Origin of the sequence: Rhizobium hidalgonense (assembly GCF_002914525.1) — a bacterium.
GTDB classification, from domain to species: Bacteria; Pseudomonadota; Alphaproteobacteria; order Rhizobiales; family Rhizobiaceae; genus Rhizobium; species Rhizobium hidalgonense.
In genome coordinates, this window is record NZ_LODW01000048.1 from 80091 (window position 1) to 106770 (window position 26680).

Here is a 26680-nt window from a genome sequence, read left to right on the forward strand (position 1 = left end):
GCGTCCGCCCGGTTTCCAAATCTGTTCTCGAGTCCGAGGCGCTGCGGCCAGCAGCGCCTTAGCCTGTTTATGGGAATTTCATTGTGACAGATTCATCACAAGCCGTGTCCGCGGGCCGCCTGCCCATGGGCAAACGCGAATTCATCGCGCTCGCTGCCTTCCTGATGGCCGTCAATTCGCTGGCGATCGATATCATGCTGCCGGCCTTGCAGCAGATTGGCGCGAGCCTCGGCGTCGAAAGCGAAAATCATCGCCAGTTCGTCGTCTCCACCTATCTGCTCGGTTTCGGCTGCGCGCAGCTGTTTTACGGACCGCTTTCCGACCGTTTCGGCCGCCGCACGCCGCTTTTGATCGGTCTCGTCATCTATATCGCTTCCGCCATCAGCATCGTTTTCGTCCCTTCCTTCGCCGGACTGCTGGTGCTGCGCTTCATCCAGGGAATCGGCTCGGCCGCGACCCGCGTCATCACCATCTCCATCGTTCGCGATATCTATGGCGGCCGGCAGATGGCCGAGGTCATGTCGCTGATCATGATGGTCTTCATGATCGTGCCGGTGATTGCGCCCGGCACCGGCCAGATCGTCATGTTCTTCGGCAACTGGCACCTGATCTTCCTCTTCATCGCCGCGATGGCGACTGCTATCGGCGTCTGGGCCTATCTTCGCCTGCCGGAGACCCTGCATCCCGCCAATGTCCGCCCCTTTACCGCCCGCTCGATCTTCGGCGCTTTCAAGCTGGTCCTCACCAATCGCATCGCGCTCTGCTACACCATCGCCAGCACCTTCATCTTCGGCGCGCTGTTCGGCTTCATCAACTCCGCCCAGCAGGTCTATGTCGGCATTTATGATCTCGGTGTCTATTTCCCTTTCGCCTTCGCCGGCGTGGCGATCTTCATGTCGCTGTCATCCTTCTTCAATTCGCGCTTTGTCGGCAAACTCGGCATGCGCCGCCTGTCTCACGGTTCGCTCCTCGGCTTTATCGCCATCAACACGATCTGGCTGATCGTCCAGATGGCGAGTTCCGAGCCGATGCCTTTCCCTCTCTTCATCACCTTCTTCGGCCTTGCCATGTTCCAGTTCGGCTGGATCGGCTCGAACTTCAACTCGCTGGCCATGGAGCCACTCGGCCATGTCGCCGGCACCGCCTCCTCCGTTCTCGGCTTCATGAGCACGGTCGGCGGCGCCCTCATCGGCGCCGGCATCGGTCAGGCCTTCGACGGCACCGCGCTGCCGATGGTCGCCGGTTATTTCACCGTGTCGATCATCGGGCTCGTCTTCGTACTGATCGCCGAGAAGGGCCGCCTCTTCCAACAGCAGAATCCGGCCGTCTGAACGGCCCACCTCTGAACGGCCACCTCCTCCGCATCCGGGATTTCACCACATGACGCCGCCGCATAAACCGCACCAGGAAAACCAGGGCTCCCGCCGCATCGGCATGGGCTTTGGCGAATTCGTCGTCACCATCGCCATCATGACCGCCAGCGTCGCCATGGCCATCGACAGCATGTTGCCGGCATTGCCCAATATCGGCCATTCCCTTGGCGTCACCAATACCAACGACGCGCAGCTGATCATCGGCGTGTTCCTCCTGGGCTTCGGCGTCTCGCAGATATTCTTCGGCAGTCTTTCGGATACGTTCGGCCGCCGTAACATCCTGCTCGGCGGTCTCGTCTGCTACGTGATCGGCATGTTTGCCGCCGCAGCAACCGGAAGCTTCGAAATGCTGCTCGTCATGCGCTTCATCCAGGGTGTCGGCGGCGCGGCGGTGCGCATCACCACCATGGCGATCGTGCGCGACTGCTTCGGCGGCCGCGAAATGGCCCGTGTCATGTCTTATGTCATGATCGTCTTCATGATCGTGCCGATCGTGGCCCCCTCCGTCGGCCAACTGATCATCACCTATGCCAACTGGCATTGGATCTTTATTCAGCTCGGCGTCATCGCCACCATCCTGTTCGTCTGGGCGCTTCTGCGGCTGAAGGAATCGCTACCGCCGGAGGAGCGGCTGCCACTGTCAGTCGGCTCTGTCATGGATGGCTTCAAGACCGTGCTCACCAACCGCATCACCTGCGGCTACATGATCGGCCTCACCATGTTCACCGGCGTCATTAGCGCCTATGTGATCTCGGTGCAGCAGGTCTTCGGTGAAGTCTATGGCCTTGGCGACTGGCTGCCAATCGCCTTTGCGGCTACCGCCGGCGGCATCGCTATCGCCAACTTCGCCAACGGCTTTTTCGTCCGCACATTCGGCATGCGCCGCATCTCGCACGCCGCCCTGCTGATCTTCACGGCGCTCTCGGCTGCCGGTTTTGTCTATTCGCTGGCCGGCAAACCGGATTTCGCCATCGCCTACGGCATTTTCACCGTGGTGCTGATGATGTTTGCGCTGATCGCCACCAATTTCACCGCCATCAGCCTCGAGCCGATGGGCAATCTCGCCGGCACGGCAACCGCCATCACCGGTTTCGTCTCGACGACGTTCGGCACCATCCTCGGCGGCCTGGTCGGCCAGATGTTCAATGGCACGGTGCAGCCGCTCTTCGCCGGCTTTGCGACTTTTGGTCTGCTGACGATCGCAGCCACGCTTTGGGCCGAGAACGGCAGGCTCTTTACCCATCCGGGCGACAGCCCGCAGCTCGATCCGGGGGCGGCCCACTTGTGACACGAGTCTGCCAGCCCGCGTAGATTTGGCCGGTGAAAGCTCTTCTAAAGGGGCAAAGGGCATCCAGGATGGACGACGGAATTTAGATCAGGCCCTACGCGCCAGCCGATGCGGACGCGACGATCGACATTTTTCTGCGCGCGATCCGGGAGGTCTCATCGAAAGACTATTCCTCCGCTCAGATCGAGGCTTGGGCAAAGGTCGAAGATCGCGGCCTATGGGCGGAGCGCAGGATTAGCCGGCCCGCCTGGATCGCGGAAATCGACGGAGAGCCGGTGGGTTTTTCCGATCTGACCGCCGACGGATGCTTGGACATGATGTTCGTCCATCCTGAATTTCAGGGGCTCGGCGTCGCAAGCAGCCTGCTGAGGCGGGTCGAGGAGAAAGCTCGGACGCTCGGATTCAGGCGAATATATACGGAAGCCAGCCGAACCGCGCAGTCGTTTTTCGAGCGCAAGGGTTTCCGCGTGATATCAAGGCAAACCGTCGAAAAACGCGGGCAAAGCCTGGAAAACTTCCTCATGGACAAGCACTACGCGGAATGAGCGTCAACCGCCGATAACATTCGACCGAGACCGCAATTCCCCGTCGCAGGATACGGCCGCAAGATCAGTGTTCTGCGGCCGGTTTTCACGGTTCAGATCGTGACGACCTCACGGCGCAGCACCTCCCAAGAGGCCTCGTCGGGCGCAACCAGGAGCCCGCCATCGAGATGGTGCGGCAGGTAGGGAGAACCGTCGAAACGTGCCGCATGGGCGCCGGCCTCCTGCGAGATCAGCGTGCCGGCAAGGTGATCCCAAGGCATCAGCTTGTTGTACATCAGGTAATGCACATGGCCGCCCGCAAGGGTGCGGTATTCATGAGCCGCGCATCGGTAGTTGGTGAGGAAGCGCACCTTGGCGAGATTGCCGAGAATTTCAGCCCGTTTCTCCTGCGGCAGGTAGCCTGTCGAGGCCATACCGACCATCTGGTCGAGCGCGACAGGCTCGGCCGCGCGCAACCGCCGCGCTTCGCCATCCGGCCGCCGCAGCCAGGCGCCGCCACCCTTTTCCGCCATGACCCAGTCGTCGCCCATCGGATCGTAGATGATCCCGGCAACGGTCTCGCCGCCTGATATGACCGAGGCCATCACGCCGAAGGCCGGGATACCGGCAGCGAAATTGAAGGTGCCGTCGACCGGATCGACGACGATGGCGAGATCGGCATCTGCGAGCCTGCCGAGCAAATCAGGCTCGGCTGCGACCGATTCTTCGCCGACGAACAGCGCCCCGGGCCAGAGCCGCTCCGCTTCCGCCTTGATCATCCGTTCGGCCTGCTCATCGGCCTCGGTGACGAGATCGGTCGCCTCGCTCTTGGCACGCACCTCGTCCTGGCCGAGCCGGCGGAAGCGCGGCAGGATTTCCGCCTTCGCTGCACGGCGCAAGAGATCGGCAAGAACGGTCACGTTGACGGTCGCAGTCATGTCAAATCCTTTCGGTCCGGTCCTTTTGGGGGGGCCTCAAATCAGATGCCGACGATCTCGCGGCGGATCAGCTGCCAACTTTCCTTGTCGGGCGCTGAGATGATGCCACCCGTTGTCTCGCCCGGGCGATAGGGCGTTCCGTCGAATTTGGCCGTATGGCCGCCGGCCTCCTGATGAGCGAGCACGCCGGCCAGATGATCCCAGGGCATCAGTTTCGCATGGCCGATGAAATGCATCTTGCCGGAAGCGGCCATCCAATATTCGTAAGCCGAGCAATTAAAGGCGAAGGTCATTCGGGCCTTTGCCATGTTGGCTGAGATGCGCGAGCGATCCGGATCTTCCATATGCCCCCATGAGAAGCCACCGACCATCTGGTTCAAGGCGGCAGGCTCAGCCACCTTCAGCCTGCTCGATTGCCCGTCCCACCGCGTCAGGAAGGCGCCCGCCCCCTTGATCGCCGTGACCGTGTCTCCGAGAACCGGATCGTAAATGATGCCGGCGACCGTCTCGCCCTTGACGGTCACCGCGAGCATCGTCCCGAAAACCGGAAACCCGGCGGCGAAATTGAACGTGCCGTCGACGGGATCGATGACGAAGGCAAGCTCGGCATCGGCAAGTGCCGGCACTACCGACTTGTCGGCGTCATAGGCCTCCTCGCCGACGACCAATGCTGCTGGAAAGCGCTCTTTCAGTGCCGCCGTGATCCTATGTTCGGCGAGCCAATCCGCCTGCGTCACGACATCGATCGCCGAAGTTTTTTCCGAGACATCGGCAGCGCCGAGATTGCGAAAACGCGGCATGATTTCGATGCGCGCCGCCTCCCTGACGCATTCGCCGAGGAAAAGAATGTCCGTGTCAGAAATAGTCATGCGAAATTTGTCCTTGATGCAATGATCAGCCTGCATAGCCGGCCTCTCATGAAGGATCGGCGACACCAAGGCTGGAAAAGTCGAAAAGTTTTGGATCGAGCAGATGCGACGGGTTCACATGCGAAAGCGCCCGCAGCATCGTGTCCTTGCGCCCCGGCATGCGTCGCTCGATATCGGCGAGCATATCCTTCATCGCATTGCGCTGCAGCCCGTCCTGCGAACCGCAGAGATCGCAGGGGATGATCGGGAACTGCATGGCGGCGGCGAACTTCGCGAGATCGTCCTCGGCGGCATAGGCTAGCGGCCGCAGCACCATCAGGTCGCCCTCGTCGTTCAGAAGCTTCGCCGGCATGGAAGCAAGCCGCCCGCCGTGGAAGAAATTCATGAAGAAGGTTTCGAGAATGTCCTCGCGGTGATGGCCAAGCACCAGCGCATCGCAGCCCTCTTCCCGGGCGACGCGGTAGAGATTGCCACGGCGCAGCCGCGAACACAGCGAGCAATAGGTCGCGCCTTCCGGCACCTTCTCCTTCACGATCGAATAGGTATCCCGATATTCGATCCGGTGCCGGACGCCGATCTTCGTCAGGTAGTTCGGGAGCACGTGCTTCGGAAAGTTCGGCTGGCCCTGATCGAGATTACAGGCGATCAACTCGACCGGCAGCAGGCCGCGCCACTGCAGGTCGAGCAGCAGCGCCAGCAGCCCGTAGGAATCCTTGCCGCCGGAAAGGCCGACCAGCCAGCGCTTCTGTCCCTTCAGCATGTCGAAATCGTCGAAGGCCTGGCGCACTTGCCTGAGCAGCCGCTTGCGCAGCTTATTGAAGGAGACCGAGCGCGGCGCATCGGCAAACAGCGCATGGCCGATGCCGCTGTCGGCTTCGCCGGCTTCCAGGTCGTCCGCGATATTGGCTGCGATATTCATTGCATCGTCCTATCGAAGGTCTGCCTGCCTTAACAGAAAGTCGTGCGCCAACACAGTGTCAATCGCCGAAAACCGACCAGCCGGTGCGTGCCGCAAGCATCTCAAGCGCCACAGCGCCGAGCTGCGAATTGCCGACCTTGTTGAGCCCCGGCGACCACACCGCGATCGAGGCAATGCCGGGCGCCACCGCGAAGATGCCGCCGCCGACGCCGCTCTTGCCGGGCAGGCCGACATGGTAGGCAAAATCACCAGAGCCGTCATAATGGCCACAGGTCAGCATCAACGCATTGATGCGCCGCGCCCGCTTCGGCGACACCACCGAATGACCGGTCATCGGATTGCTGCCGCGTGCCGCCAGGAACAACCCGGCGCGGGCCAGCTGCTCGCAGCTCATCGCGAGCGCGCATTGATGAAAATAGACGCCGAGCACGTGATCGACGGGATGGTCGAGATTGCGGTAGGCGCGCATGAAGTTGGCAAGCGCGACATTGCGGTATCCCGTCTGCGTTTCCGAGCGCGCCACCTTGTCGTCGATGGTGATCGATTCGTCATCGGCGAGATAACGCACGAAGCGCAGCAATTCGCCGATCGCCTCGCGCGGCGCATGACCGGCCATGACGACGTCGGAAACAGCAATCGCGCCGGCATTGATGAAGGGATTGCGCGGGATGCCGCTCTCATGCTCGAGCTGGACGATCGAGTTGAACGCCGATCCCGATGGTTCGCGCCCGACGCGCTTCCACAGGCTCTCACCGACCTTGCCGAGCGCCAGCGTCAACATGAAGACTTTGGATATGCTCTGGATCGAGAAGGCGATACCGGCATCGCCGACACGATAGACCTTGCCGTCGACGGTAACGATCGCCATGCCGAACTGCCGTGGATCGACCTTGGCGAGCTCGGGAATATAGTCGGCGACCTTGCCCTCGCCGACCCGCGGCAGGATATCGCTGTAGATGCTATCGAGGGTCGCCTGCAAATCCGTCATCGCTTCTCTCCGAATAACAAAAAAGCCGCCCGAAAGAGCGGCTTTTCCATAAGCGAAAACGCCTGGTTTTTCTTAACGCGAATAGAATTCGACAACCAGCTGCGGTTCCATGACGACCGGGAACGGAACGTCGCTGAGCGTCGGGACGCGGCCGAAGGTAGCGACCATCTTGTGGTGATCGGCTTCGATATAATCCGGAACGTCGCGCTCGGCGAGGCTGACGGCCTCCAGAACGGTCACCAGCTGCTTCGACTTCTCGCGAACTTCGATAACATCCCCGGCCTTGCAGCGATAAGAACCGATGTTGACGCGTACGCCGTTGACAGTGACGTGGCCATGGTTGACGAACTGACGGGCAGCAAAGACCGTCGGAACGAACTTGGCGCGATAGACGATCGCGTCGAGGCGAGATTCCAGAAGACCGATCAGGTTTTCCGAGGTGTCGCCCTTGCGGCGAGAGGCTTCGGCGAAGATCGCGCGGAACTGCTTTTCGCGCAGGTCGCCATAATAACCCTTGAGCTTCTGCTTGGCGCGCAGCTGCACGCCGAAGTCCGAAAGCTTGCCCTTGCGGCGCTGGCCGTGCTGGCCCGGGCCGTATTCGCGGCGGTTTACCGGAGACTTCGGACGGCCCCAGATGTTTTCGCCCATACGGCGGTCGATTTTGTACTTGGACGATTCGCGCTTGCTCATCGCATTTCCTTTCAAAAGTTTATGGCGATTTGTTACCAAACCGCACGAAGGAAACACGCCCTCCTCTGATCTCTTCCGAAATCTGACAGGATATTCCGGTTACGCGAACTGGAACCATCCACGGGACATGTCAAATGAAACACCGGACATTGCTGCCCGGTGCTTGGCGCGGTGTTTAGAGGGCCGTCATGAAAATGTCAACAGCGGCAAAGATTGAAAGCGCCACTATTCCGCCGCCAGCGGCTGGTCGCCCGTGTCGGGCGCGTTGGCATCGCCCGGCGCCGTCTGGCAGTTCATGTCGGGGAAAGCCACAATGCGCTTGCCGGAGAAATCCGTATGCACGACGACGATCCCTTGCTCCTCGAAATAGCCGAGCAGGCGCCGCGCACGGCGGGCGGAGTGGGTGCCGTAGGCGCGGGCAATGCGGGCGTCCGATGGGCACGCCTCACCGCAGGCGGCAGCCTTGGCGAGCATCAGGAAGACGCCCTGCAGGTCGTCGGTAACCCCAGACGACAGCGACAGCGCCGTCGCCCACGCGTCGGTCGCGGCTGTCGCGGCATCGACGCCCGAGCGGGAGATCGCCACACGCCGGCGGAAATCCGGCAGCGCGATCGGCGGTCCCGGCACGCGGCGCATGCGCAGCCGCACGAGAAAATCCTGGTAGAGCACCGAATCGGTGCGGAAAGCGGAGGTGGGATCGTCGAGGATTTCGGCAAGCACGCCGGCAAGGCGCTCCTCTCGCTCCTCGGTGGAGATCTCCACCTGGCTCGCCCTCGCCTCGACCGGTGCCGGTGATGCCGCCGGTGTCGAGCGCGAGAGCTCCGCCAGTATATCGGTGGTCGGCCGCGGCGCCGGCGGCGCGCGGCGCACCAGCGGACGCTGGAACTCCTCCGGGTCGGGCGTGAAGATCAGATCCTCGACATCCTGTGGCGCATCCGGCAGCGGCATCAGCTTCGGGCTGGAAGAGCGCGCCGAGGTCTCCACCGCGCCGATCTGGATCGGCAGCGGCCGGCGCGACAGCGCAGGGCCAAGGGCAACGAAATTGCCGCGCTTCAGGTCCCGGAACATCTCGGCCTGGCGCCGATCCATGCCGAGCAGGTCGGCGGCACGCGCCATGTCGATATCGAGAAAGGTGCGGCCCATCAGGAAGTTCGAGGCCTCGGCCGCGACATTCTTGGCGAGCTTGGCAAGCCGCTGCGTCGCGATCACCCCGGCAAGCCCACGTTTGCGGCCGCGGCACATCAGGTTGGTCATCGCGCCGAGCGACATCTTGCGCGCATCTTCCGAGACGTCGCCGCCGACCGACGGTGCAAACATCTGCGCCTCGTCGACGACGACGAGAACCGGATACCAATACTCGCGATCGGCATCGAACATGCCGTTGAGGAAGGCGGCGGCGGCGCGCATCTGCTGCTCGATATCGAGGCCTTCGAGCGTCAGCACGCAGGAAACGCGATGCTGGCGGATGCGATTGGCAATACCCGCCAATTCCGCCTCGGTGCGCTCACCATCGACGACGACATGGCCGAACCTGTCGCTGAGAGTGACGAAATCGCCCTCGGGATCGATGATGACCTGCTGCACCCATTGCGCGGATTGCTCGAGCAGGCGGCGCAGGAGATGCGACTTGCCCGACCCGGAATTGCCCTGCACGAGCAGGCGCGTCGCCAGCAGCTCCTCGATATCGAGCGTCGCCGGGCTGCCGGACGCCAATCCCATATCGATGCCAACCTGCAATGCTGATCCTCGCGGCGAAGAGACTCAATGAACGAACCGCCATTCTTCCGAAACGGCAAGGCCCCGTCTATCAAAGAATCTAGTGATTTTCAGGGTCGGATTTCGCCAACCCACAGGACAATTTCCGCTTATGCCTTTAAGCCGAATCCCTGCATCAGCCGCCGTGTGGCGAAATCCTGCTGGCCGGAGGTGAAGACCGCAAAGTCGAAATTATCCGGATGGACGGCATCGGCAACCAGCGGCACCAGTGTGCGGGCGCGCCGCGCAATCGCTTCGGCAGGATCCAGCCAGTCTACCGGCCATGGGGCAAGCCGGCGGAAAAGATTGGCCATGAAAGGATAATGCGTGCAAGCGAGTACGACGATATCGGTTTTCTGACCGTCCTTATCGACGAAGCACTGGTCGATTTCGGCGAGCACGGCCTCATCGGAGACGGCATCGCCGCGAATATAGGCCTCGGCCATGCGCGCAAGGTTCTCCGAGCCGACGAGGCGGACATGGCATTGCTGCGCAAAGGACTGGATGAGATCGCGTGTATAGGCCCGCTTCACCGTGCCCGGGGTCGCCAGCACCGAAACCAGGCCCGATCGCGTGCGCTCCGCCGCCGGTTTGATCGCCGGCACGGTGCCGACGAAGGTCATCTGCGGAAAAGCGGAGCGCAGATCGGCGCCGACGAGCGTGAAGGCGGTATTGCAGGCGATGATGCAGACTTCGGGATCATAATCCATCAGCAGCTTGCCGAAGAGCCCGATGATCCGCTCTTTCAGTGCCTGCTCCTCCCAGCCGCCATAGGGAAATCCGGCATCGTCGGCGACATAGATGAAGCCTCGCTCCGGCATCAGGACGCGCGCCTCGCGCAGCACGGTCAGCCCCCCGATGCCGGAATCGAAGAGGAGGATGGGTTTCAGCTCACGCGTCGTCGCTGTCATCTGGTGGTGTTTCCTTGGCCGGTTTCGGGAACCTGCCGCCGCGCGGGCTCTTGCGCGAGAAGCGGTCGAGGGAGGAGATGACGCCGCGCAACACGCTGATTTCCTGCTCCGTGAAAGCCCGGCGGGATAGAACGGCACGGAGATTGTCGACCATTTTCGGCTTTTTCCCGGCAGGATGGAAATATCCGCGCGCATCGAGCGCTTCTTCCAGCTGGTCGAACAGGCCGAAGAGCTGTTCCTTGGTCGAGGGCGTCTGCCCCATTGCCTGGAACGGCACGGCGCCGACATCTTCCATGCCGGATTTCATCCATTCATAGGACATCAGCAGCACGGCCTGGGCGATGTTCAGCGAGGCAAAGGCCGGGTTGACGGGAAAGGTGACGATCTCGTCTGCAAGCGCCACTTCCTCGTTGGTCAGCCCCCAGCGCTCGCGCCCGAAAAGAATGCCGGTGCCCTCGCCCGCCCGGAATTTTGCCCGGAGCGTCTCGGCGGCGATGACGGGAGAACGCACCGGCTTATAACCGTCGCGCTCGCGCGCCGTCGTCGCATAGACGAAGTTGAGATCGGCCACCGCCTGCTCCAGCGTGTCGTAGACCTTCGTGGCCTCGATCACATGATCGGCCTTGGAAGCGGTCGCCAGCGCCTTTTCATTCGGCCAGCCATCGCGGGGATTGACAAGGCGCAGTTCGGCAAGGCCGAAATTCGCCATGGCCCGCGCCACCATGCCGATATTCTCGCCCATCTGCGGCTCGACCAGAATGATGGCCGGCCCCTCGGCCAGAAGTTGACGTTCGCTGTTCGTGCCTGCCATGGTCCTATCCCTGTTTTGAGCGCGCAATAGCCTCGCCGGCAGCAAACGGCAAGACATCGGCCTGCGGATAAAGCCTTTCCAGCGCCGAACCGATCATTTCGAGCCCCAGCCTGGCGCCGTCTCGGGACACCGGCAGATGTCGCCCTGTCGTCCGCGATGCCTTGCGCTCGATCAGGAAACACGTCGAGCCGCGCGGAGCTGCCGTATCGATCAGCGCCTGATCTGCTGCAATCAGCGTTTTCAGATTGTCGCCAGCATCAGACGCTTCGTAGCTCTTCGCCAGGATTCGCGCCCAGTATGTACAGGACAGGAAGATCGCCAGCGTCTGCCGGATCTGGCCGGGCCGCGTCACCACCGACCAGGAGGAGCCGAGTGGCCGCGCCGCAACCGTCACATCGCGGTAACAGGCATCGATCTTCTGCGACAGCGCGATCAGCTCGAAACTGCTCTTGCCCTCGCCAAGCGCCCCAAGCAGATCGCGCAGCGCCTGGAACCAGCGGGCGAGTGCGGCATCGAGCGCGCCGCGCGTACGTGTGGGAAAGACGATGAAGGCGACTGCCGTTCCGGCTACCGCGCCGATCACGGTTTCGCCGATCCGCAGCTTCAACAGCTCGAGTGTCAGCACGCCGGTCATGCCGTAGACCAGGCAGAGCACAATCGAGATGAAGAAGGTCATCGTCGCGTAAGAGACCTGCAGGAAATAAAAGGCGAGGAAGATGCAGACGACGGCGACCGGAATGGCGATCGCCTGTTCACCGGAAATCAGCGTCGCCAGCCCAAGACCAAAGGCGATGCCGAACACGGTGCCGAGCGAGCGCGACAGCGCCTTCATCGCCGTATCGCCGCGCGAATTGGTGTTGGTGAAGACGAGGAAAGAGGCGAGCACGGCCCAGAACCAGCGCTCGCGCGACAAGAGCAGGCCGAAGCCCATAGCGATTGCCGAGGCGAGCGTGATCTGCAGCGCCGAGCGCAGCAGCGGATTGCCGAATGAAAAGTCGATCGGCTGGGATTGCCCCGTCTCGCTGATCGTATCGATGCCGGAAAAGCTGGAGGCCTGCCCCTCGTCGATCGCCTGCGTCAGTTGCTGCCGCGCCTCGCCAAGCCAGAGCAGTGCCCGCACTGTCTCGCTCTGCGGCTGATCCCGGATTGATTCCGCCATCCCGTCATAGGTGGCAAGCTCGGCCCTATCGGCCTCGATCACGGCGTGAACGAGCGCAAAAGGCGGCGGGCTCTGGAAACTCAGCACGATGGCGCTCTCGGCGGCAAGATGTGCATCGAAGAGCCGGATCGCCAGCTCGGCTGCAGGTTCAGCGGCACCGTCGAAGACGCCGGCCGGCGGGCGCGGAATGAAGGTCTCCGCCATCAGCACCACCTCCTTCAGCCGGTCTTCCAGCTGGCGCAGTTCCTGCCGGTCGGCGTCACCAACCTCGGCTCTGCCGGCGATGGCGGCGAGCTTGAAGAGGATCTGGTTGATCCGGCCCCTGACGCTTTCGAGCGAGCGCAGCAGGTCGCGCCGCCAATCGTCGGGCAGGATCACCGCCCTCACCAGATGACCGACCAGCACCGAGACGACGGGGCCGATCGCCACCTCCGGCAGATCGGCCAGCGAAGGCCGGAAATAGGCGCCCATGAAATAGGAGGTGAAGGCGAACATGCCGATGGCAAAACCGCGCGGCCCGAACACCCGTCCCGCCGATGCAAGCGCGATCACCACCAGGAAGACGAGATCGGAGAGAAAACGGCTATCCTCGAGCCCGGCCGCGACAGCGACGATGGCAAGGCTTGCGACACAACCGAGGAGCCGCGTCACCAACTGGCGCGCATTTCCCTTATCGCGCACGGCAATTCCGCCTTCGATCGACAGCACGATGCCGAGGCCGAAAGCCGCAGTCGGCAGCGGCAGAACAAGAGTATGGATGGCAAGCAGGATCAGGAACGAGAGGACGATCGCCAGTGTCACCCGCGAGGCCATGCGCAGACGCGAAAGCGCCGGATCGTTGGCAAGCAGCCAGTCACGAAGCTGAAAACCGGAAAACAAATGCAAGAGCCCTCATGCCACGGAAGGATCGACAGATATCGCCGCAAAAGCGCAAATCAAACCATCGGAGAACCGGTCGGAACAATAGCCCGGCATCGATTTTCCGCTATAGATCAAATGTCGCGCGCCTATTGGCCTTTGGCAATCAGCGCCATCGTCGCCTTCAGTGAATCTCGGCCCTGCGTTTCGATATTCTCGGTGACGACATCGTCGATGACAGATGTACCGCCTTCTTCGATCACCTCGAAACGGACGGTCGTATAGTCCTTGGCATCGGGCGCTTCCGAGCAGGCCGATTTCTTGAAGCGCACAGTCACCTCAGCCGTCCCGTTGACCGCAGGCGCGGCCGCCATCGTTAGATCCTCCAGTGGGCATGCATCCTGACCGTTGACGATGACATCGTAGTCGAACGGCGATATGCCATCGTCATCGACCGCGGGAAATTGCGCGGCGGCCTGATACTTGGCGACGAAATCCTTGCTGTAGAGGCGCGTGAGACGGCTTGCATCGAAGATGTCGCTCCAGTCGCCGCTATTGTCGGCCCAGTTGCTCCTGGTCGCGTCCATGATCTCCTTCACGGGCGCCGTGGCATCGGCCGCATGGACGGCACCTGAAAAGGCGATAAGGCTTGCGATAACAAGGGCGATTGTCTTCATGGTCGAATGTTCCGGGCGGGCAAATCAAGGCGGACACTAGCCAGTTTTCCGCGCTTGGCAATGCCGGCAAAAACGCATGCTCGAACCCGTTGCAGCTTTGCGTTCCCGGTTCACAATGCTATAGCGCTCCTCATCACGTCACCCACCCGGGACCCCCGTCCCCATTCAAGCTCGAACGAGGCAGATACATGAACAAGATCAAGGTCGCCAATCCCGTCGCCGATCTCGACGGCGATGAAATGACGCGCATCATCTGGCAGCTTATCAAGGACAAGCTGATCCATCCGTATCTCGACCTCGACATCGACTATTTCGACCTCTCCGTCGAAAATCGCGACGCCACCAACGACCAGGTGACCGTCGATGCCGCCAACGCCATCAAGAAGTACGGCGTCGGCATCAAATGCGCGACGATCACGCCCGATGAAGCCCGTGTCAAGGAATTCAACCTCAAGGAAATGTGGAAGAGCCCGAACGGCACGATCCGCAACATTCTCGGCGGCGTCATTTTCCGCGAGCCGATCATTTGCAAGAACGTGCCGCGCCTGGTTCCCGGCTGGACCCAGCCGATCGTTGTCGGCCGTCACGCCTTCGGCGACCAGTATCGCGCCACCGACTTCAAATTCCCCGGCAAGGGCAAGCTGACCATCAAGTTCGTCGGCGAAGACGGCACCGTCATCGAAAAGGAAGTCTTCAACGCGCCGGGTTCCGGCGTCGCCATGGCGATGTACAACCTTGACGAGTCGATCCGCGAATTCGCCCGCGCCTCGATGATGTACGGCCTGATGCGCAAGTGGCCGGTCTATCTGTCGACCAAGAACACCATTCTCAAGGCCTATGACGGCCGCTTCAAGGACATCTTCGAAGAAGTCTACGAGACCGAATTCAAGGATCAGTTCAAGGAAGCCGGCATCACCTACGAACACCGCCTGATCGACGACATGGTCGCCTCGGCGCTCAAGTGGTCGGGCGGCTACGTCTGGGCTTGCAAGAACTATGACGGCGACGTCCAGTCCGACACCGTTGCCCAGGGCTTCGGCTCGCTCGGCCTGATGACCTCGGTTCTGCTGACGCCAGACGGCAAGACGGTCGAAGCCGAAGCCGCCCACGGCACGGTCACCCGCCACTACCGCCAGCATCAGAAGGGCCAGGAAACCTCGACGAACTCGATCGCTTCGATCTTCGCCTGGACCCGTGGCCTCGCGCACCGCGCCAAGCTCGACGACAATGCCGAGCTTGCCCGCTTTGCCTCGACGCTCGAGAAGGTCTGCGTCGACACCGTCGAATCCGGTTTCATGACCAAGGACCTGGCGCTGCTGATCGGCCCCGACCAGCCGTGGCTTTCAACCACCGCCTTCCTCGACAAGATCGACCAGAACCTGCAGAAGGCCATGGCGTAATCGGGTCTTTTCGGAATAGCATTGAAACGGCGGGGAAATCCCCGCCGTTTTTCGTTTTGGGAGAATTGTAAATGATGGCGACCGTGCGCCCGCTCCAACCCTCTGACCGCGCCACCTGGGAACCCTTATGGGCAGCCTACCAGCGTTTCTACGAAGTGGTGATCCCCGCCGAGACGACGGATCTCACCTGGGCGCGCTTCCACAATGCCGATGAACCGATGCATGCGCTCGGCGCTTTCGATGAAGGCGGGCGCCTGGTGGGGATCGTACACGCGATCTTCCATCGCTCTTGCTGGCTGCCGCAATGGACCTGCTACCTGCAGGACCTCTATGTCGAAAACAGCCAACGCGGGCTCGGCACCGGAGCCGCGCTCATCGAGGCCGTCGCCGGGCTTGCACGGCAAACGGGCGCCGGCAGGCTGTACTGGATGACCCATGAAAGCAATGCCACCGCCCGGCGCCTCTACGACAAGATCGCCGAACGCTCTGGTTTCATCCAATACCGCAAGGCGCTTTAAGCAGCAGGGTTGCACAAACGCCAGTCCGCACTATTGATTCCGGGAAACAAGGAGGATGTCATGACCGAAGAACTGGTATTCTACACCAACCCCATGTCGCGCGGCCGCATCGCGCGCTGGATGCTGGAGGAGATCGGCCATGCCTATCGCACCGAACTTCTGACTTTCGGTGAAGGTATGAAGGCGCCGGAATATCTACGGGTCAATCCGATGGGCAAGGTGCCGGCAATCCGCCACGGCGATACCATCGTCACCGAATGCGCGGCGATCTGCGCCTATCTCGCCGAGACCTTCCCGGAAAAGGGGCTGGCCCCCAAACCGGAAGAGCGCGCCGCCTATTACCGCTGGATGTTCTTCGCCGCCGGTCCGCTGGAATCGGCAGTGACGATGAGGTCGCTCGGCTTCGAAATTCCGACGGAGCGCCTGCGCATGGCCGGTTGCGGCGGTTTCGGCGACGTCATGAACACACTCGAAATGGCCGTCTCCGGCTCGACCTATGTCGCCGGCGAACGCTTCACCGCCGCCGACGTCTATGTCGGCTCGCATGTCGGCTGGGGTCTTGGCTTCGGCAGCATCGAAAAACGCCAGGCCTTCGTCGATTATTTCGGCCGCATCAGCGAACGTGAGGCCTACAAGCGCGCCAATGCACTGGACGACGAGGCCGGCAAGACGATGCAGGCCGCTTGAGGCGTCAATCGGCGCGGCCAGCCCGCCGCGCCGCGAATATCCACGCCTCAGGCAAGCGGCATGTGAATATTCGTCATCAGTTCGGTCGGCGGCACGTCGCGCGGGTTGTTGAGATATTCCTCGAACATGACGCTGTCCTTCAACTGCCGTCCGGACTTGGGCAGCCATTCCGCATAGAGCCACTGATAGGCCTTGTACATGTCGGCGTAAGGCCCCTTGTGGCGCAGCACCGCATAGTCGCCACCCTCGATCGTCCGCCGCTCGAATGGCGCCTCGGCCGGAAGATCGGCAGAGCCGGTGACACAAGCGATCGAGCGCAGCTGTTCGGCCGGCACGATGTCGGGATCGTCGAGATAGACGCCGATCATCCGCATGTCAGGCCTGGCGAGGCTGCGGGCGTAGAGCGTGCCGAACAAGGTCTCGAAGGCTTTGCCGATTTCCATGTAGGAACCGGTATGGGCAACTCCGATCAGCTCCGTCGGTGCGATCTCTCGTATGGTAACGTCGAACATGGCTTTGGTCTTTCCGTAAGGTGAGGGTTGGAAGGCTGTGTGGCTTCCCTCCTTCCGGTAGCGGGCCGGCGGCATGCCGTAGGCTAACTTGAAGATGCGATTGAAAGATTGGAGGTTGGGATAGCCTGATCGCTTGGCAATCTCGCTGACGGCAAGCTCCGTGCGGACGATCTCGCCCGCCGCGCGATGCAGCCGCAGCCGCTTGACGGTGGCCGCCAGCGTCTCGCCATAGATCGCCCGGTAGATCCTGTGCCAGTGATAGCTCGACAAACAGGCGATCTGGGCAAGGCGCTCCATATCCAGCTCCTCGTCGAGGTGGTCGTGAATATAGGTCGAAACCCGTCTCAGACGGCTTTCATAAAGTGCCCATGCCGCGTCGCCATTCATGTCAAACCTCATGCAAATCGATCGACCGCAGAGAACCATATCCCGATTTGACAAATCCTGCGGAGTTACGGAATCCGGAGCGCAAACGCTACGCCATCACTCGTCAAGCGGCAGAGGAAAGCGTCGCCATATGACGGCTACGCCTCTACTCCCTTATTTCTGTCCTCGGACTTGATCCGAGGGATGTCACAGGAATCCAGCCACGGCGCGTCCGCGCCGTGAATGATCAGCACCTAAAGAAGAGAGTCCTTCGCGCCCAAGGACTTGGGCGCACTGGATTCTTGTGACGAGCACAGGATTAAGGGATGTTGGGAGGCGCGCCGAATAAAGGGCAAGTCTATCAGTAAACTAAGGCGGAAGCCGAGCTTCCGCCTTTCCGAAACTGAGGAATGAACTTGCCGGTCAGCCGGCGAGTGCTACAGCCACCGCCTCGATCGCTTCCTCGGCCTTCGACCCATCGGGGCCGCCGGCCTGCGCCATGTCAGGGCGGCCGCCACCGCCCTTGCCGCCGAGGGCGGTAGAAGCAACGCGCACCAGATCGACAGCACTGAAACGCCCAACGAGATCCGGCGTCACCGCGACGACGGCGCTCGCCTTGCCATCGTCGGACACGCCGATCAGGGTGACAACGCCGGAGCCGATGCTTGTCTTGCCGTCATCGGCAAGACCCTTGAGATCCTTCGGATCAACGCCGGCCACGGCTTTGCCGAGGAACTTCACTCCGGCGACCTCGCGCACGGCGTCGGCGGAACCGCCCTGCCCGCCGCCCATGGCGAGTTTGCGCTTGGCATCGGCCAGTTCCTTTTCGAGTTTGCGGCGCTCGTCCATCAGCGCTTCGACCCGCGACAGAACGTCCGAAGGCTGAACCTTCAGCGAGGCAGCGAGCGTCTTCACCCGATCATCCTGCTCGGCCAGATATTCGCGTGCCGATTCACCAGTCACCGCTTCGATACGGCGAACCCCGGCGCCGACGGCACTTTCGCCGAGGATGCGCACGAGGCCGATCTGACCGGTGGCCGACACATGCGTGCCGCCACAAAGTTCGACGGAGTAAGGCTTGTTGCTTTTTGCGCCATGAAGGCCTGTGCCCATCGACACGACACGCACTTCATCGCCGTACTTCTCGCCGAAGAGCGCCATGGCGCCTTCCTCGATGGCATCGTCGACGCTCATCAACCGGGTCGTGACAGGCGAATTCTGCAGCACGATCTCGTTTGCCATATCCTCGACGATCTTCAGCTCCTCGGCCGACATCGGCTTGGGATGCGAAACGTCGAAACGCAGGCGCTCGGGCGCGACTAGCGAACCCTTCTGCGCAACATGAGTGCCGAGCACCTCGCGCATCGCCTCATGCAGCAGGTGGGTTGCCGAGTGGTTGGCGCGCAATCGCGAACGGCGAGCGTGATCGACGGTCAGAACAACCGCATCGCCGGTCTTGAATGAGCCTTCGACAACGGCGCCGGAATGCACGAAGAGGCCTTCGCCCTTCTTCTGCGTGTCCGATATCTCGATCTTGCCGTGGTCGGACGAGATGACACCGGTATCGCCCATCTGACCGCCGGACTCGCCGTAGAACGGCGTCTGGTTCACGACGATCTGCACCTTGTCACCGGCCTTGAGCTCTTCGGCAACGGCGCCGTCCTTGACGATCGCCTGCACGACGCCTTCCGCGGTTTCCGTGTCGTAACCCAGGAATTCGGTTGCGCCGTGCTTTTCTCTGAGCTCGAACCAGATGGTTTCGGTTGCCTTCTCGCCGGAACCGGCCCAGTGCGAGCGGGCTTCGGCCTTCTGGCGCTGCATGGCATCGGTAAAGCCGGAGATATCGACGCCGATCTCACGGGCGCGCAGCGCATCCTGCGTCAGGTCGAGCGGGAATCCGTAGGTGTCGTAAAGCTTGAAGGCGGTCTCGCCATCCAGCATGTCGCCCTTGCCGAGATCCGTGGTTGCATCCGACAGCAGCGACAGGCCACGCTCCAGCGTCTTGCGGAAGCGACCTTCTTCGAGTTTCAGCGTCTCAGATATCAGAGGCTCGGCGCGGACGAGTTCCGGATAGGCGCGGCCCATCTCCTGCACCAGCGTCGGCAGCAGCTTGTACATCAGCGGCTCCTTGGCGCCGAGCAGCTGCGCATGGCGCATCGCACGACGCATGATACGGCGCAGCACATAGCCGCGGCCTTCGTTCGACGGAAGCACGCCATCGGCGATCAGGAAGGCCGAGGAGCGCAGGTGGTCGGCGATGACGCGGTGGCTGGCGCTGCCTGCCGCCTTGACGCCGATCGTATCCTCGATCATGCCGGTCAGCGTGCGGAAGAGATCGGTATCGAAGACGCTCTGAACGCCCTGGAGAATGCAGGCCATGCGCTCCAGGCCCATGCCGGTGTCGATCGACGGGCGCGGCAGTGGCGTGCGCTCACCCGGTGCGGTCTGCTCGAACTGCATGAAGACGAGGTTCCAGAATTCGAGGAACCTGTCACCGTCTTCGTCAGGCGAACCGGGTGGGCCGCCCCAGACATTCTCACCCTGGTCGATGAAGATTTCCGAGCACGGGCCGCAGGGGCCTGTATCGCCCATCTGCCAGAAATTGTCGGAGGTCGGGATGCGGATGATCTTGTCGTCGGAGAAACCGGCGATCTTCTTCCACAGGGTCGCTGCTTCCTCGTCTTCGGAATAAACGGTCACCAGCAAGCGATGTTTCGGCAGGTCGAAACCTTCGGTCACGAGCTTCCAGGCAAGCTCGATCGCATTCTCCTTGAAATAATCGCCAAAGGAGAAGTTGCCGAGCATTTCGAAGAAGGTCAGGTGACGCGCGGTATAACCGACATTGTCGAGGTCGTTATGCTTGCCGCCGGCGCGCACGCATTTCTGCGAGGTTGTCGCCGTCGAATAAGGTCGTTTCTCCAGACCGGTGAAGACGTTCTTGAACTGCACCATGCCGGCATTGGTGAACATCAGCGTCGGGTCGTTGCGCGGCACAAGCGGGCTCGACGAGACGATCTCGTGACCGTTCTTCTTGAAATAGTCGAGGAATGTCGACCGGATATCGTTCACACCGCTCATGCTATGCCCTTCAATGCTGCCGGAGGCAGGTAAATCTAAATCCATCGGCTTTTAACGTTCGCCTCCGCCACTGTCCAGCAGACAAACAAAACCGGCCGCATTCTGATCACGAATGCGGCCGTTTCAATTTTTAGAAGAAGCGCGTGCGAAAATCACATTTCCGCAGCGGAGTCACCGTCATCGGGATCCGGTCCGCCGTTCTGCAGGAAGCGGTCGGCGATCAGGCCGGCATTCTGGCGCAGCGACAGTTCGATCTCGCGGGCCAGATCCGGATTGTCGCGCAGGAAGGTCTTGGCGTTTTCGCGGCCTTGGCCGAGACGCTGGCTGTTATAGGAGAACCAGGCGCCCGACTTCTCGACAATGCCGGCCTTGACGCCGAGATCGACCAGTTCGCCAGTCTTGGAAACGCCTTCGCCATACATGATGTCAAACTCGACCTGCTTGAAGGGCGGCGCCATCTTGTTCTTGACGACCTTGACGCGGGTCTGGTTGCCGATCACCTCTTCGCGCTCCTTGACCGCGCCGATGCGGCGGATGTCGAGGCGCACGGAGGCGTAGAACTTCAACGCATTACCACCCGTCGTTGTCTCAGGCGAACCGAACATGACGCCGATCTTCATGCGAATCTGGTTGATGAAGATCACCATGGTGTTCGACTTGGAAATCGAAGCGGTGAGCTTGCGCAGCGCCTGGCTCATTAGACGGGCCTGCAGGCCGGGCAGGCTGTCGCCCATCTCGCCTTCGATTTCGGCGCGCGGCGTCAGTGCGGCGACCGAGTCGACAACCAGTACGTCGACGGCGCCGGAGCGCACCAGCGTATCGGTGATTTCGAGTGCCTGCTCGCCGGTATCGGGCTGAGAGATCAGCAGATTCTGCAGATCGACGCCAAGCTTGCGGGCATAGACCGGATCAAGAGCGTGTTCAGCGTCGACGAAGGCGCAGATGCCGCCCTTTTTCTGCGCTTCGGCAATGGTCTGCAGCGCAAGCGTCGTCTTACCCGAGCTTTCCGGCCCGTAAATTTCGATGATACGGCCCCTCGGCAGACCACCAACGCCGAGGGCTATATCGAGGCCAAGCGAGCCGGTCGAGATCGTCTCGATCTCGACAACATTCTCGTTGGAACCGAGTTTCATGATCGAGCCCTTGCCGAACGACCGCTCTATCTGTGAGAGTGCCGCTTCAAGCGCCTTGCTTTTGTCCACCGATTTGTCCTCTACCAGCCGCAATGAATTCTGAGACATCCGATCCACCTTTAGGTTATTGAAGCCGCCCAAGCAATGTCGAGTTTGTACCCTATTTGTTCTATTCCCGCAATAGGCGATCAAACAATTGAAAGAAAAAGGTAAAACGGTCCGTGTTCTATTTTTGTTTTATCAATGCAAAGCAACGGCTTACGCCTGAAATGCCGGCATGCATCGGAAAAGATGCATCGCATCGATTCGCTTCTCAAGCCTCAGGAGAGCGGCTGAAATGAACGGAAAGATTCTCGTTCTCGGCGGTGCCCATATCGATAGACGCGGCCGCATCTCCGGCGAGACGGCGCCTGGCGTCAGCAATCCCGGAACCTGGTTTGAGGAACCGGGCGGCGGCGGCTTCAATGCAGCGCGCAACCTTGCAAGGCTCGGCTTTCAGGTGACGATGATTTCACCGCGCGGCGGCGATCCGATTGGCGAGACCGTCGGTGAAGCCGCCGATTTCGCCGGCATCGACGACCGGCCGTTCGTCTTCCTCGACCGCAAGACGCCGAGTTATACGGCAATCATCGAGAAGGACGGCAATCTGGTAATCGCCCTTGCCGACATGGATCTCTATCGCTTCTTCGTGCCGCGACGTCTCTCCATTCGCTGGGTGCGAGAGGCCTTCGCCGCCCATGATTTGGTTCTTTTCGATGCCAACCTGCCGGAAGAGACGATTGCGGCAATCGTCGCCAAGGCGCATTCCCTGGCAAAGCCCGTGGCGGCGATCGCCATCTCGCCGGCCAAGGTCGTCAGGCTGAAGCCCTGCATCGGCGATATCGACTATCTCTTCCTGAACGAGGCGGAAGCCGGAGCTCTTACGGGCCAGCAGCCGGAGAATGCCGACGGCTGGCCGCCACTCCTGAACGAGATCGGCGTCAGGAACGCCGTCGTCACCCGCGGCCGCCGCGAGCTCATCGCGTTGAGCGACGGTCGGGCCGTGACGCTGCAGCCGCCGGTCGCCGACACGGTCGCCGATGTCACGGGTGCCGGCGATTCTCTTGCAGCCGGGACGCTTGCCGCCTTGATATCGGGCCTGCCCCTCGAGGAAGCCGTCCGCTACGGCACCGCGGCGGCAGCACTGACGGTGCAGTCGCGGCACGCCGTCAACGAAAATCTGACGTCGGATCTGTTGAACGAGGCGCTTGCCCTTGTTCCCCAGGTCAGAATTCTGCATTGAAACCGCAGTTAAATAGTTGAGCATGATGTGGTCCGAAAACCGCTCACACTTTTCGGCATCATGCTCTGGCGATCACAGGACAAGACCATGACCAAGCCCATTTCCCCTCTTCTACCGATCGCCTATTCGAAGGAGGTCGCCAGCGCCAAGCAGCGCGGCGCGCCGCTGGTGGCGTTGGAATCGACGATCATCACCCACGGCATGCCCTATCCCGGCAATATCGAGATGGCCCGCAGCGTCGAGGCGATCATCCGCGAACAGGGTGCGGTGCCGGCGACGATCGCCGTCATTCACGGCACGCTGCATATCGGCCTTGAAGCCGGCGAGCTGGAGCAGCTCGCCAAGGCGACCGAGGTGATGAAGGTGTCGCGCGCCGATCTCGCCTTTGCGATCGCCGAGCGCCGTACCGGCGCCACCACGGTCGCCGCGACGATGATTGCGGCGGCCCGCGCTGGCATCCGCGTCTTTGCCACGGGCGGCATCGGTGGCGTGCATCGCGGCGCCGAGGAAAGCTTCGATATATCAGCCGATCTCGAGGAACTGGCGCGCACCGGCGTCATCGTCGTCTGCGCCGGCGCCAAGGCGATCCTCGACATTCCGAAGACGTTGGAAGTGCTGGAAACCCGCGGCGTTCCCGTCGTCACCTATGAGAGCGAAGAATTCCCCGCCTTCTGGTCGCGTTCCTCGGGCATATCAAGCCCGCTGTCGCTGAACAGTCCGGCGGCCATCGCCAATTTCCAGACGGTGCGCGATCAGCTCGGCATCGAAGGCGGCATGCTCGTCGCCAACCCAGTGCCCGAAGCCGACGAGATCGCGCGCGAGGAAATGGAGATCTATATTGAGAGGGCGCTCGACAGCGCCGAGCGCGACGAAATCACCGGCAAGGCGGTGACGCCCTATCTGCTCTCGACCATTTTTGATCTGACCGATGGCCAGAGCCTCAAGACCAATATTGCGCTGGTGGAGAACAATGCGCGGCTTGCGGCTGAGATTGCCGTGGCGCTGGGTGAGTAATTTTTGACGGGTGGGCTGGTCCCACCAGATGGATGGTGTCGTGAGGCACCGCCCTCTGCCCTGCCGGGCATCTCCCCCACAGGTGGGGAGATCGGCTGGACGCGCCGGTTTCCCCAAACAATAAGCGTTGCAGCTCGGCGAAAGGTTAGATGTAGGCGAATGGCCAAGCCGCTTGTCGATCTCCCTCCTTGTGGGGGAGATGTCCGGTAGCACAGAGGGGGTGCCACACAGCACGCGCTCTCCGTAACCGCCAAGCCGTAATCCTAGCTATCCAGCGTCTCTTTCACCACCACCGCCAACTGCTTCAGCGAGAACGGCTTCGGCAAAAACCCGAATTTCGATTCCGGCGGCAGGTTGCGGGCAAAGGCGTCCTCGGCATAGCCGGAGACGAAGATGAACTTCATGTCGGGATAGGTCTTGCGCAGCTCGCGCAGCAGCGTCGGGCCGTCCATTTCGGGCATGACCACGTCGGAAACGACGATATCGACCTTGCCTTCAAGCTCTTCCATAATGCTGAGCGCTTCGACGCCGGACCCCGCTTCGTGAACGGTATAACCGCGCGTTTCCAGCATGCGCTTGCCGCCGCGGCGCACCGCCTCCTCATCCTCGACGAGCAGGATGACCGCCGATCCGGTCAGGTCCTCCGGCTGCTGCGCCGGTGGCGTCTCTGGCCGAACGCCGATCTCGGCGACGGCGCTGTCGACAGCGTCTGCTTCGGCGGCAACCGCCGGCTCCGGGATGTGGCGCGGCAGGAAGACCCGGAAGGTCGTGCCTTTGCCGACTTCGGATTCCGGCTGGATGTAACCACCCGATTGTTTGACGATGCCGTAGACCATGGCGAGGCCTAGTCCCGTGCCTTTGCCGACATCCTTGGTGGTGAAGAAGGGCTCGAAGATCTTGTCCATGATCTCAGGCGCGATGCCGGTGCCGTTATCGGCGACTTCGATCAGCACCATGTCTTCGGCCGGCATGTAGGAATAGTTAAAGGCGGAGACCTCAGTGGCGGTCAGGTTTCGGGTGCGCAGCGTCAGCGTGCCACCCTCGGGCATGGCGTCACGCGCATTGACGCAGAGATTGATCAGCACCTGCTCGAATTGCGACAGATCGGTTTTGACGGGCCAGAGGTCGCGGCCATATTGCACGTCGAGCTTGACGTTGGTGCCGGAGAGCAGACGGTCGACCAGCATGCGCAGGTCGCCGACGACATCGGTGAGGTTGAGCACCGAGGGCCGCATCGTCTGTTTGCGCGAGAAGGCCAGCAGCTGGCGCACCAGCACGGCGGCGCGGTTGGCGTTGCGCTTGATCTCCATCAGGTCGGCGAAGCTGGCATCGGCCGGCCGCGCCTGTAACAGCAGATGGTCGGAGGACAGCAAGATCGCCGTCAGCACATTGTTGAAGTCATGGGCGATGCCGCCGGCAAGCGTGCCGACGGCGTTCATCTTCTGCGTCTGCGCCATCTGCGCTTCCAGCGCCTTCTGCTCGGTCACCTCGACGGCATAGACGATCGCCGCTTCCTCGGGCGCCTCGTCGCTCTGGTCGATGACGGCATTGACATAGAAACGGAAATAGCGCGCCTCGTCGGTCGGCGTGCGGGTATCGAGGGGCGCGATATCGCCCTGCCGGTCCTTGGCTGCCGCCAGCGCCTCGGCCAGCTGCGGCCGGTCGCTTTCCTGCACGATGGTTTCGAGATGCGGCGCCTTTTCGAGGTCGTCGCGCGAAACGACGCCGGAAAACAGCTTGAGGAACGGCGCATTGGTCCGCAGAATACGCCCGTTGCCGTCGACCGATGCAATAGCCATCGGCGTGTTGTTGAAGAAACGGGTGAAGCGCATGGCAGCCGCCGAAGCCGACTGACTGCTCTCGCTGTTCTTTTCACGCGCCAGCACGATCGTCCGGCTTTCGCCGGGCGCGCCGTCGCGCATCGAGGTGACGCTGTGGAGGATCTGCACCGGCAGGCTCTGGCCGTTGCTCTTGCGCAGATCGAGATCGAGCGTCACGGTCTTTTTCAGGCCGGGTTCAGCCTGCACCGACTGGATCAGCGCCAGCCCCTCGCCGGCCACGACATCGCCGATCGTCATCGAGCCCGGCACGAACTTGGTGAGATCGAGACCCAGCCACTCGGCAAGTGTGGCGTTCAGATAGAAGATCTCGCCCTTCCTGCCGGCGGAGAAGAAACCGGCCGGCGCATGGTCGAGATAGTCGATCGCGTTCTGCAGTTCCTTGAAGAAGCGCTCCTGATCGTCGCGCTCGGTGGTGATGTCGGTGATCTGCCAGATCTGCAGCGGTTTCCCGCCATTCTCCTCCGGCTGCAGCAGCCGCGCCTTCAGCCGGTACCAATGCGCGCCGGAGCTGTTGCTGCCAGGGCCGACGGCGCGCAGCAGGCGGAATTCCTCCCGGCCTTCCTTGCCCTCGCGCAGGCCGTTGACCAGCCTGTAGAGCGCCTCGTTCGATTCGCGGTGGCGCGACAGCAGGGTTTCCAGGGTCTGCACCTCGGTCGCCTTGCGCGCGCCGGTCAGCGCGCCATAGGCGGCGTTGGCATAGATAATTCGGCCCTTTTCGTCGGTAATCAAGGTACCGTCGGGATGGCTGTTGAGGAAGGCGCGCGCCAGGCTGTCGGACTGGCGCTGCGGCATCACCTCGATAAAGCCGATGACCGAGGATACCAGGAAGAAGATGCCGACCATGGCGAGCACGCCGAGACCGCCGAGCACGACCTCATTGTCGAGCGACTTCTTGAAGACGACGAATCCGCCGGCGGCTGCGATCAGCACGAGGGCCAGCAGAAGAATGCGCAAAACCGTGCCAGAACGCCCCCCACGATCCACAAGCGGTGCGTTATAATCGTCGGCCTGACGCGGTTTCGTCATGTATTCCTCACATACGCCCCTCCAGCTTCGTAGCACGAACACGAAGCGGGAATCAGGCACTCT

Annotated in this window: 22 protein-coding genes; 8 read left to right on the forward strand and 14 right to left on the reverse strand. The window is 61.8% G+C overall.

The features are described from left to right. Window positions 1–125: 125 nt before the first annotated feature. The 3 genes from ATY29_RS10335 (at window position 126) to ATY29_RS10345 (ending at window position 3206) form a co-directional block, all read left to right on the forward strand. A complete protein-coding gene (locus ATY29_RS10335; RefSeq protein ID WP_097532678.1) occupies window positions 126–1331 on the forward strand; it encodes a multidrug effflux MFS transporter in 1206 nt (401 codons plus the stop codon). Window positions 1332–1380: 49 nt separating this feature from the next. Further along, a complete protein-coding gene (locus ATY29_RS10340; RefSeq protein ID WP_097532679.1) occupies window positions 1381–2661 on the forward strand; it encodes a multidrug effflux MFS transporter in 1281 nt (426 codons plus the stop codon). A gap of 86 nt (window positions 2662–2747) precedes the next feature. Next, window positions 2748–3206, forward strand: a complete 459-nt coding sequence (locus ATY29_RS10345; RefSeq protein WP_244597394.1) for a GNAT family N-acetyltransferase — start codon at window positions 2748–2750, stop codon at window positions 3204–3206. A gap of 92 nt (window positions 3207–3298) precedes the next feature. On the opposite strand, the gene ATY29_RS10350 is transcribed toward ATY29_RS10345, so the two are convergent. From ATY29_RS10350 to ATY29_RS10395, 10 genes are all read right to left on the reverse strand, one after another. After that, on the reverse strand, window positions 3299–4123 hold the full coding sequence (locus tag ATY29_RS10350; protein ID WP_003568970.1) for an inositol monophosphatase family protein: 825 nt from the start codon (window positions 4121–4123) through the stop codon (window positions 3299–3301). A 41-nt stretch (window positions 4124–4164) separates the two neighbouring features. Further along, window positions 4165–4992 carry an inositol monophosphatase family protein gene (locus tag ATY29_RS10355; protein ID WP_097532817.1) on the reverse strand — a complete coding sequence of 276 codons (828 nt, stop codon included), beginning with the start codon at window positions 4990–4992 and terminating at the stop codon, window positions 4165–4167. A 46-nt stretch (window positions 4993–5038) separates the two neighbouring features. Continuing rightward, window positions 5039–5911, reverse strand: a complete 873-nt coding sequence (gene ttcA / locus ATY29_RS10360; protein ID WP_003568972.1) for a tRNA 2-thiocytidine(32) synthetase TtcA — start codon at window positions 5909–5911, stop codon at window positions 5039–5041. Window positions 5912–5969: 58 nt separating this feature from the next. Next, window positions 5970–6899: a glutaminase gene (locus ATY29_RS10365; protein ID WP_025416280.1), complete on the reverse strand. Its 930-nt coding sequence runs from the start codon at window positions 6897–6899 to the stop codon at window positions 5970–5972. 72 nt (window positions 6900–6971) lie between these two features. Next, on the reverse strand, window positions 6972–7589 hold the full coding sequence (gene rpsD, locus ATY29_RS10370; protein ID WP_003568975.1) for a 30S ribosomal protein S4: 618 nt from the start codon (window positions 7587–7589) through the stop codon (window positions 6972–6974). 225 nt (window positions 7590–7814) lie between these two features. Continuing rightward, complete coding sequence (locus ATY29_RS10375; protein ID WP_003568977.1) at window positions 7815–9326, reverse strand: helicase HerA domain-containing protein; 1512 nt, start codon at window positions 9324–9326, stop codon at window positions 7815–7817. 128 nt (window positions 9327–9454) lie between these two features. Next, window positions 9455–10255: a glutamate racemase gene (gene murI, locus ATY29_RS10380; RefSeq protein WP_003568979.1), complete on the reverse strand. Its 801-nt coding sequence runs from the start codon at window positions 10253–10255 to the stop codon at window positions 9455–9457. Further along, entirely contained in the window at window positions 10236–11066 is an 831-nt protein-coding gene (locus tag ATY29_RS10385; RefSeq protein WP_025416281.1) for an RNA methyltransferase, read from the reverse strand. The genes murI and ATY29_RS10385 overlap by 20 nt, the downstream gene beginning before the upstream one ends. 4 nt (window positions 11067–11070) lie before the next feature. Beyond that, complete coding sequence (locus tag ATY29_RS10390) at window positions 11071–13110, reverse strand: FUSC family protein (protein WP_172643035.1); 2040 nt, start codon at window positions 13108–13110, stop codon at window positions 11071–11073. Window positions 13111–13232: 122 nt separating this feature from the next. After that, the gene (locus ATY29_RS10395) at window positions 13233–13760 is read right to left on the reverse strand and encodes a hypothetical protein (protein ID WP_003568984.1); all 528 of its coding nucleotides are present in this window, start codon (window positions 13758–13760) and stop codon (window positions 13233–13235) included. A gap of 188 nt (window positions 13761–13948) precedes the next feature. On the opposite strand from ATY29_RS10395, the gene ATY29_RS10400 reads away from it, so the two are divergent. The 3 genes from ATY29_RS10400 to ATY29_RS10410 all read left to right on the forward strand — a co-directional run bounded on the left by ATY29_RS10400 (window position 13949) and on the right by ATY29_RS10410 (window position 16365). Next, complete coding sequence (locus ATY29_RS10400; RefSeq protein ID WP_025416283.1) at window positions 13949–15160, forward strand: NADP-dependent isocitrate dehydrogenase; 1212 nt, start codon at window positions 13949–13951, stop codon at window positions 15158–15160. 71 nt (window positions 15161–15231) lie between these two features. Further along, window positions 15232–15678: a GNAT family N-acetyltransferase gene (locus ATY29_RS10405; RefSeq protein WP_025416284.1), complete on the forward strand. Its 447-nt coding sequence runs from the start codon at window positions 15232–15234 to the stop codon at window positions 15676–15678. A 60-nt stretch (window positions 15679–15738) separates the two neighbouring features. After that, a complete protein-coding gene (locus ATY29_RS10410; protein WP_025416285.1) occupies window positions 15739–16365 on the forward strand; it encodes a glutathione S-transferase family protein in 627 nt (208 codons plus the stop codon). A 47-nt stretch (window positions 16366–16412) separates the two neighbouring features. On the opposite strand, the gene ATY29_RS10415 is transcribed toward ATY29_RS10410, so the two are convergent. The 3 genes from ATY29_RS10415 to recA all read right to left on the reverse strand — a co-directional run bounded on the left by ATY29_RS10415 (window position 16413) and on the right by recA (window position 21562). Beyond that, on the reverse strand, window positions 16413–17264 hold the full coding sequence (locus ATY29_RS10415) for an AraC family transcriptional regulator (RefSeq protein ID WP_097532680.1): 852 nt from the start codon (window positions 17262–17264) through the stop codon (window positions 16413–16415). Window positions 17265–17666: 402 nt separating this feature from the next. Then, window positions 17667–20321 carry an alanine--tRNA ligase gene (gene alaS, locus ATY29_RS10420; protein WP_003568996.1) on the reverse strand — a complete coding sequence of 885 codons (2655 nt, stop codon included), beginning with the start codon at window positions 20319–20321 and terminating at the stop codon, window positions 17667–17669. Window positions 20322–20473: 152 nt separating this feature from the next. Continuing rightward, on the reverse strand, window positions 20474–21562 hold the full coding sequence (gene recA, locus ATY29_RS10425) for a recombinase RecA (RefSeq protein ID WP_003568997.1): 1089 nt from the start codon (window positions 21560–21562) through the stop codon (window positions 20474–20476). A 229-nt stretch (window positions 21563–21791) separates the two neighbouring features. Here recA and ATY29_RS10430 point away from each other — a divergent pair, with 229 nt between their 5' ends. Together ATY29_RS10430 and ATY29_RS10435 are read left to right on the forward strand one after the other, a co-directional pair. Beyond that, on the forward strand, window positions 21792–22736 hold the full coding sequence (locus ATY29_RS10430) for a carbohydrate kinase family protein (RefSeq protein ID WP_097532681.1): 945 nt from the start codon (window positions 21792–21794) through the stop codon (window positions 22734–22736). A gap of 87 nt (window positions 22737–22823) precedes the next feature. After that, a complete protein-coding gene (locus ATY29_RS10435; RefSeq protein WP_097532818.1) occupies window positions 22824–23750 on the forward strand; it encodes a pseudouridine-5'-phosphate glycosidase in 927 nt (308 codons plus the stop codon). A gap of 263 nt (window positions 23751–24013) precedes the next feature. Here ATY29_RS10435 and cckA read toward each other — a convergent pair whose 3' ends face one another. Continuing rightward, window positions 24014–26617 carry a cell cycle histidine kinase CckA gene (cckA, locus tag ATY29_RS10445; protein WP_003569000.1) on the reverse strand — a complete coding sequence of 868 codons (2604 nt, stop codon included), beginning with the start codon at window positions 26615–26617 and terminating at the stop codon, window positions 24014–24016. Window positions 26618–26680 lie beyond the last annotated feature (63 nt).

Coding starts and splice junctions, on each gene's coding strand:
- ATY29_RS10365 (WP_025416280.1), bottom strand. CDS start 6,899: ATGACGGATTTGCAGGCGACCCTCGATAGCATCTACAGCGATATCCTG.
- recA (WP_003568997.1), bottom strand. CDS start 21,562: ATGTCTCAGAATTCATTGCGGCTGGTAGAGGACAAATCGGTGGACAAA.
- ATY29_RS10395 (WP_003568984.1), bottom strand. CDS start 13,760: ATGAAGACAATCGCCCTTGTTATCGCAAGCCTTATCGCCTTTTCAGGT.
- ttcA (WP_003568972.1), bottom strand. CDS start 5,911: ATGAATATCGCAGCCAATATCGCGGACGACCTGGAAGCCGGCGAAGCC.
- ATY29_RS10340 (WP_097532679.1), top strand. CDS start 1,381: ATGACGCCGCCGCATAAACCGCACCAGGAAAACCAGGGCTCCCGCCGC.
- ATY29_RS10405 (WP_025416284.1), top strand. CDS start 15,232: ATGATGGCGACCGTGCGCCCGCTCCAACCCTCTGACCGCGCCACCTGG.
- ATY29_RS10415 (WP_097532680.1), bottom strand. CDS start 17,264: ATGAATGGCGACGCGGCATGGGCACTTTATGAAAGCCGTCTGAGACGG.
- ATY29_RS10400 (WP_025416283.1), top strand. CDS start 13,949: ATGAACAAGATCAAGGTCGCCAATCCCGTCGCCGATCTCGACGGCGAT.
- ATY29_RS10435 (WP_097532818.1), top strand. CDS start 22,824: ATGACCAAGCCCATTTCCCCTCTTCTACCGATCGCCTATTCGAAGGAG.
- ATY29_RS10410 (WP_025416285.1), top strand. CDS start 15,739: ATGACCGAAGAACTGGTATTCTACACCAACCCCATGTCGCGCGGCCGC.
- ATY29_RS10335 (WP_097532678.1), top strand. CDS start 126: ATGGGCAAACGCGAATTCATCGCGCTCGCTGCCTTCCTGATGGCCGTC.
- ATY29_RS10385 (WP_025416281.1), bottom strand. CDS start 11,066: ATGGCAGGCACGAACAGCGAACGTCAACTTCTGGCCGAGGGGCCGGCC.
- ATY29_RS10430 (WP_097532681.1), top strand. CDS start 21,792: ATGAACGGAAAGATTCTCGTTCTCGGCGGTGCCCATATCGATAGACGC.
- ATY29_RS10350 (WP_003568970.1), bottom strand. CDS start 4,123: ATGACTGCGACCGTCAACGTGACCGTTCTTGCCGATCTCTTGCGCCGT.
- murI (WP_003568979.1), bottom strand. CDS start 10,255: ATGACAGCGACGACGCGTGAGCTGAAACCCATCCTCCTCTTCGATTCC.
- ATY29_RS10355 (WP_097532817.1), bottom strand. CDS start 4,992: ATGACTATTTCTGACACGGACATTCTTTTCCTCGGCGAATGCGTCAGG.
- cckA (WP_003569000.1), bottom strand. CDS start 26,617: ATGACGAAACCGCGTCAGGCCGACGATTATAACGCACCGCTTGTGGAT.
- rpsD (WP_003568975.1), bottom strand. CDS start 7,589: ATGAGCAAGCGCGAATCGTCCAAGTACAAAATCGACCGCCGTATGGGC.
- alaS (WP_003568996.1), bottom strand. CDS start 20,321: ATGAGCGGTGTGAACGATATCCGGTCGACATTCCTCGACTATTTCAAG.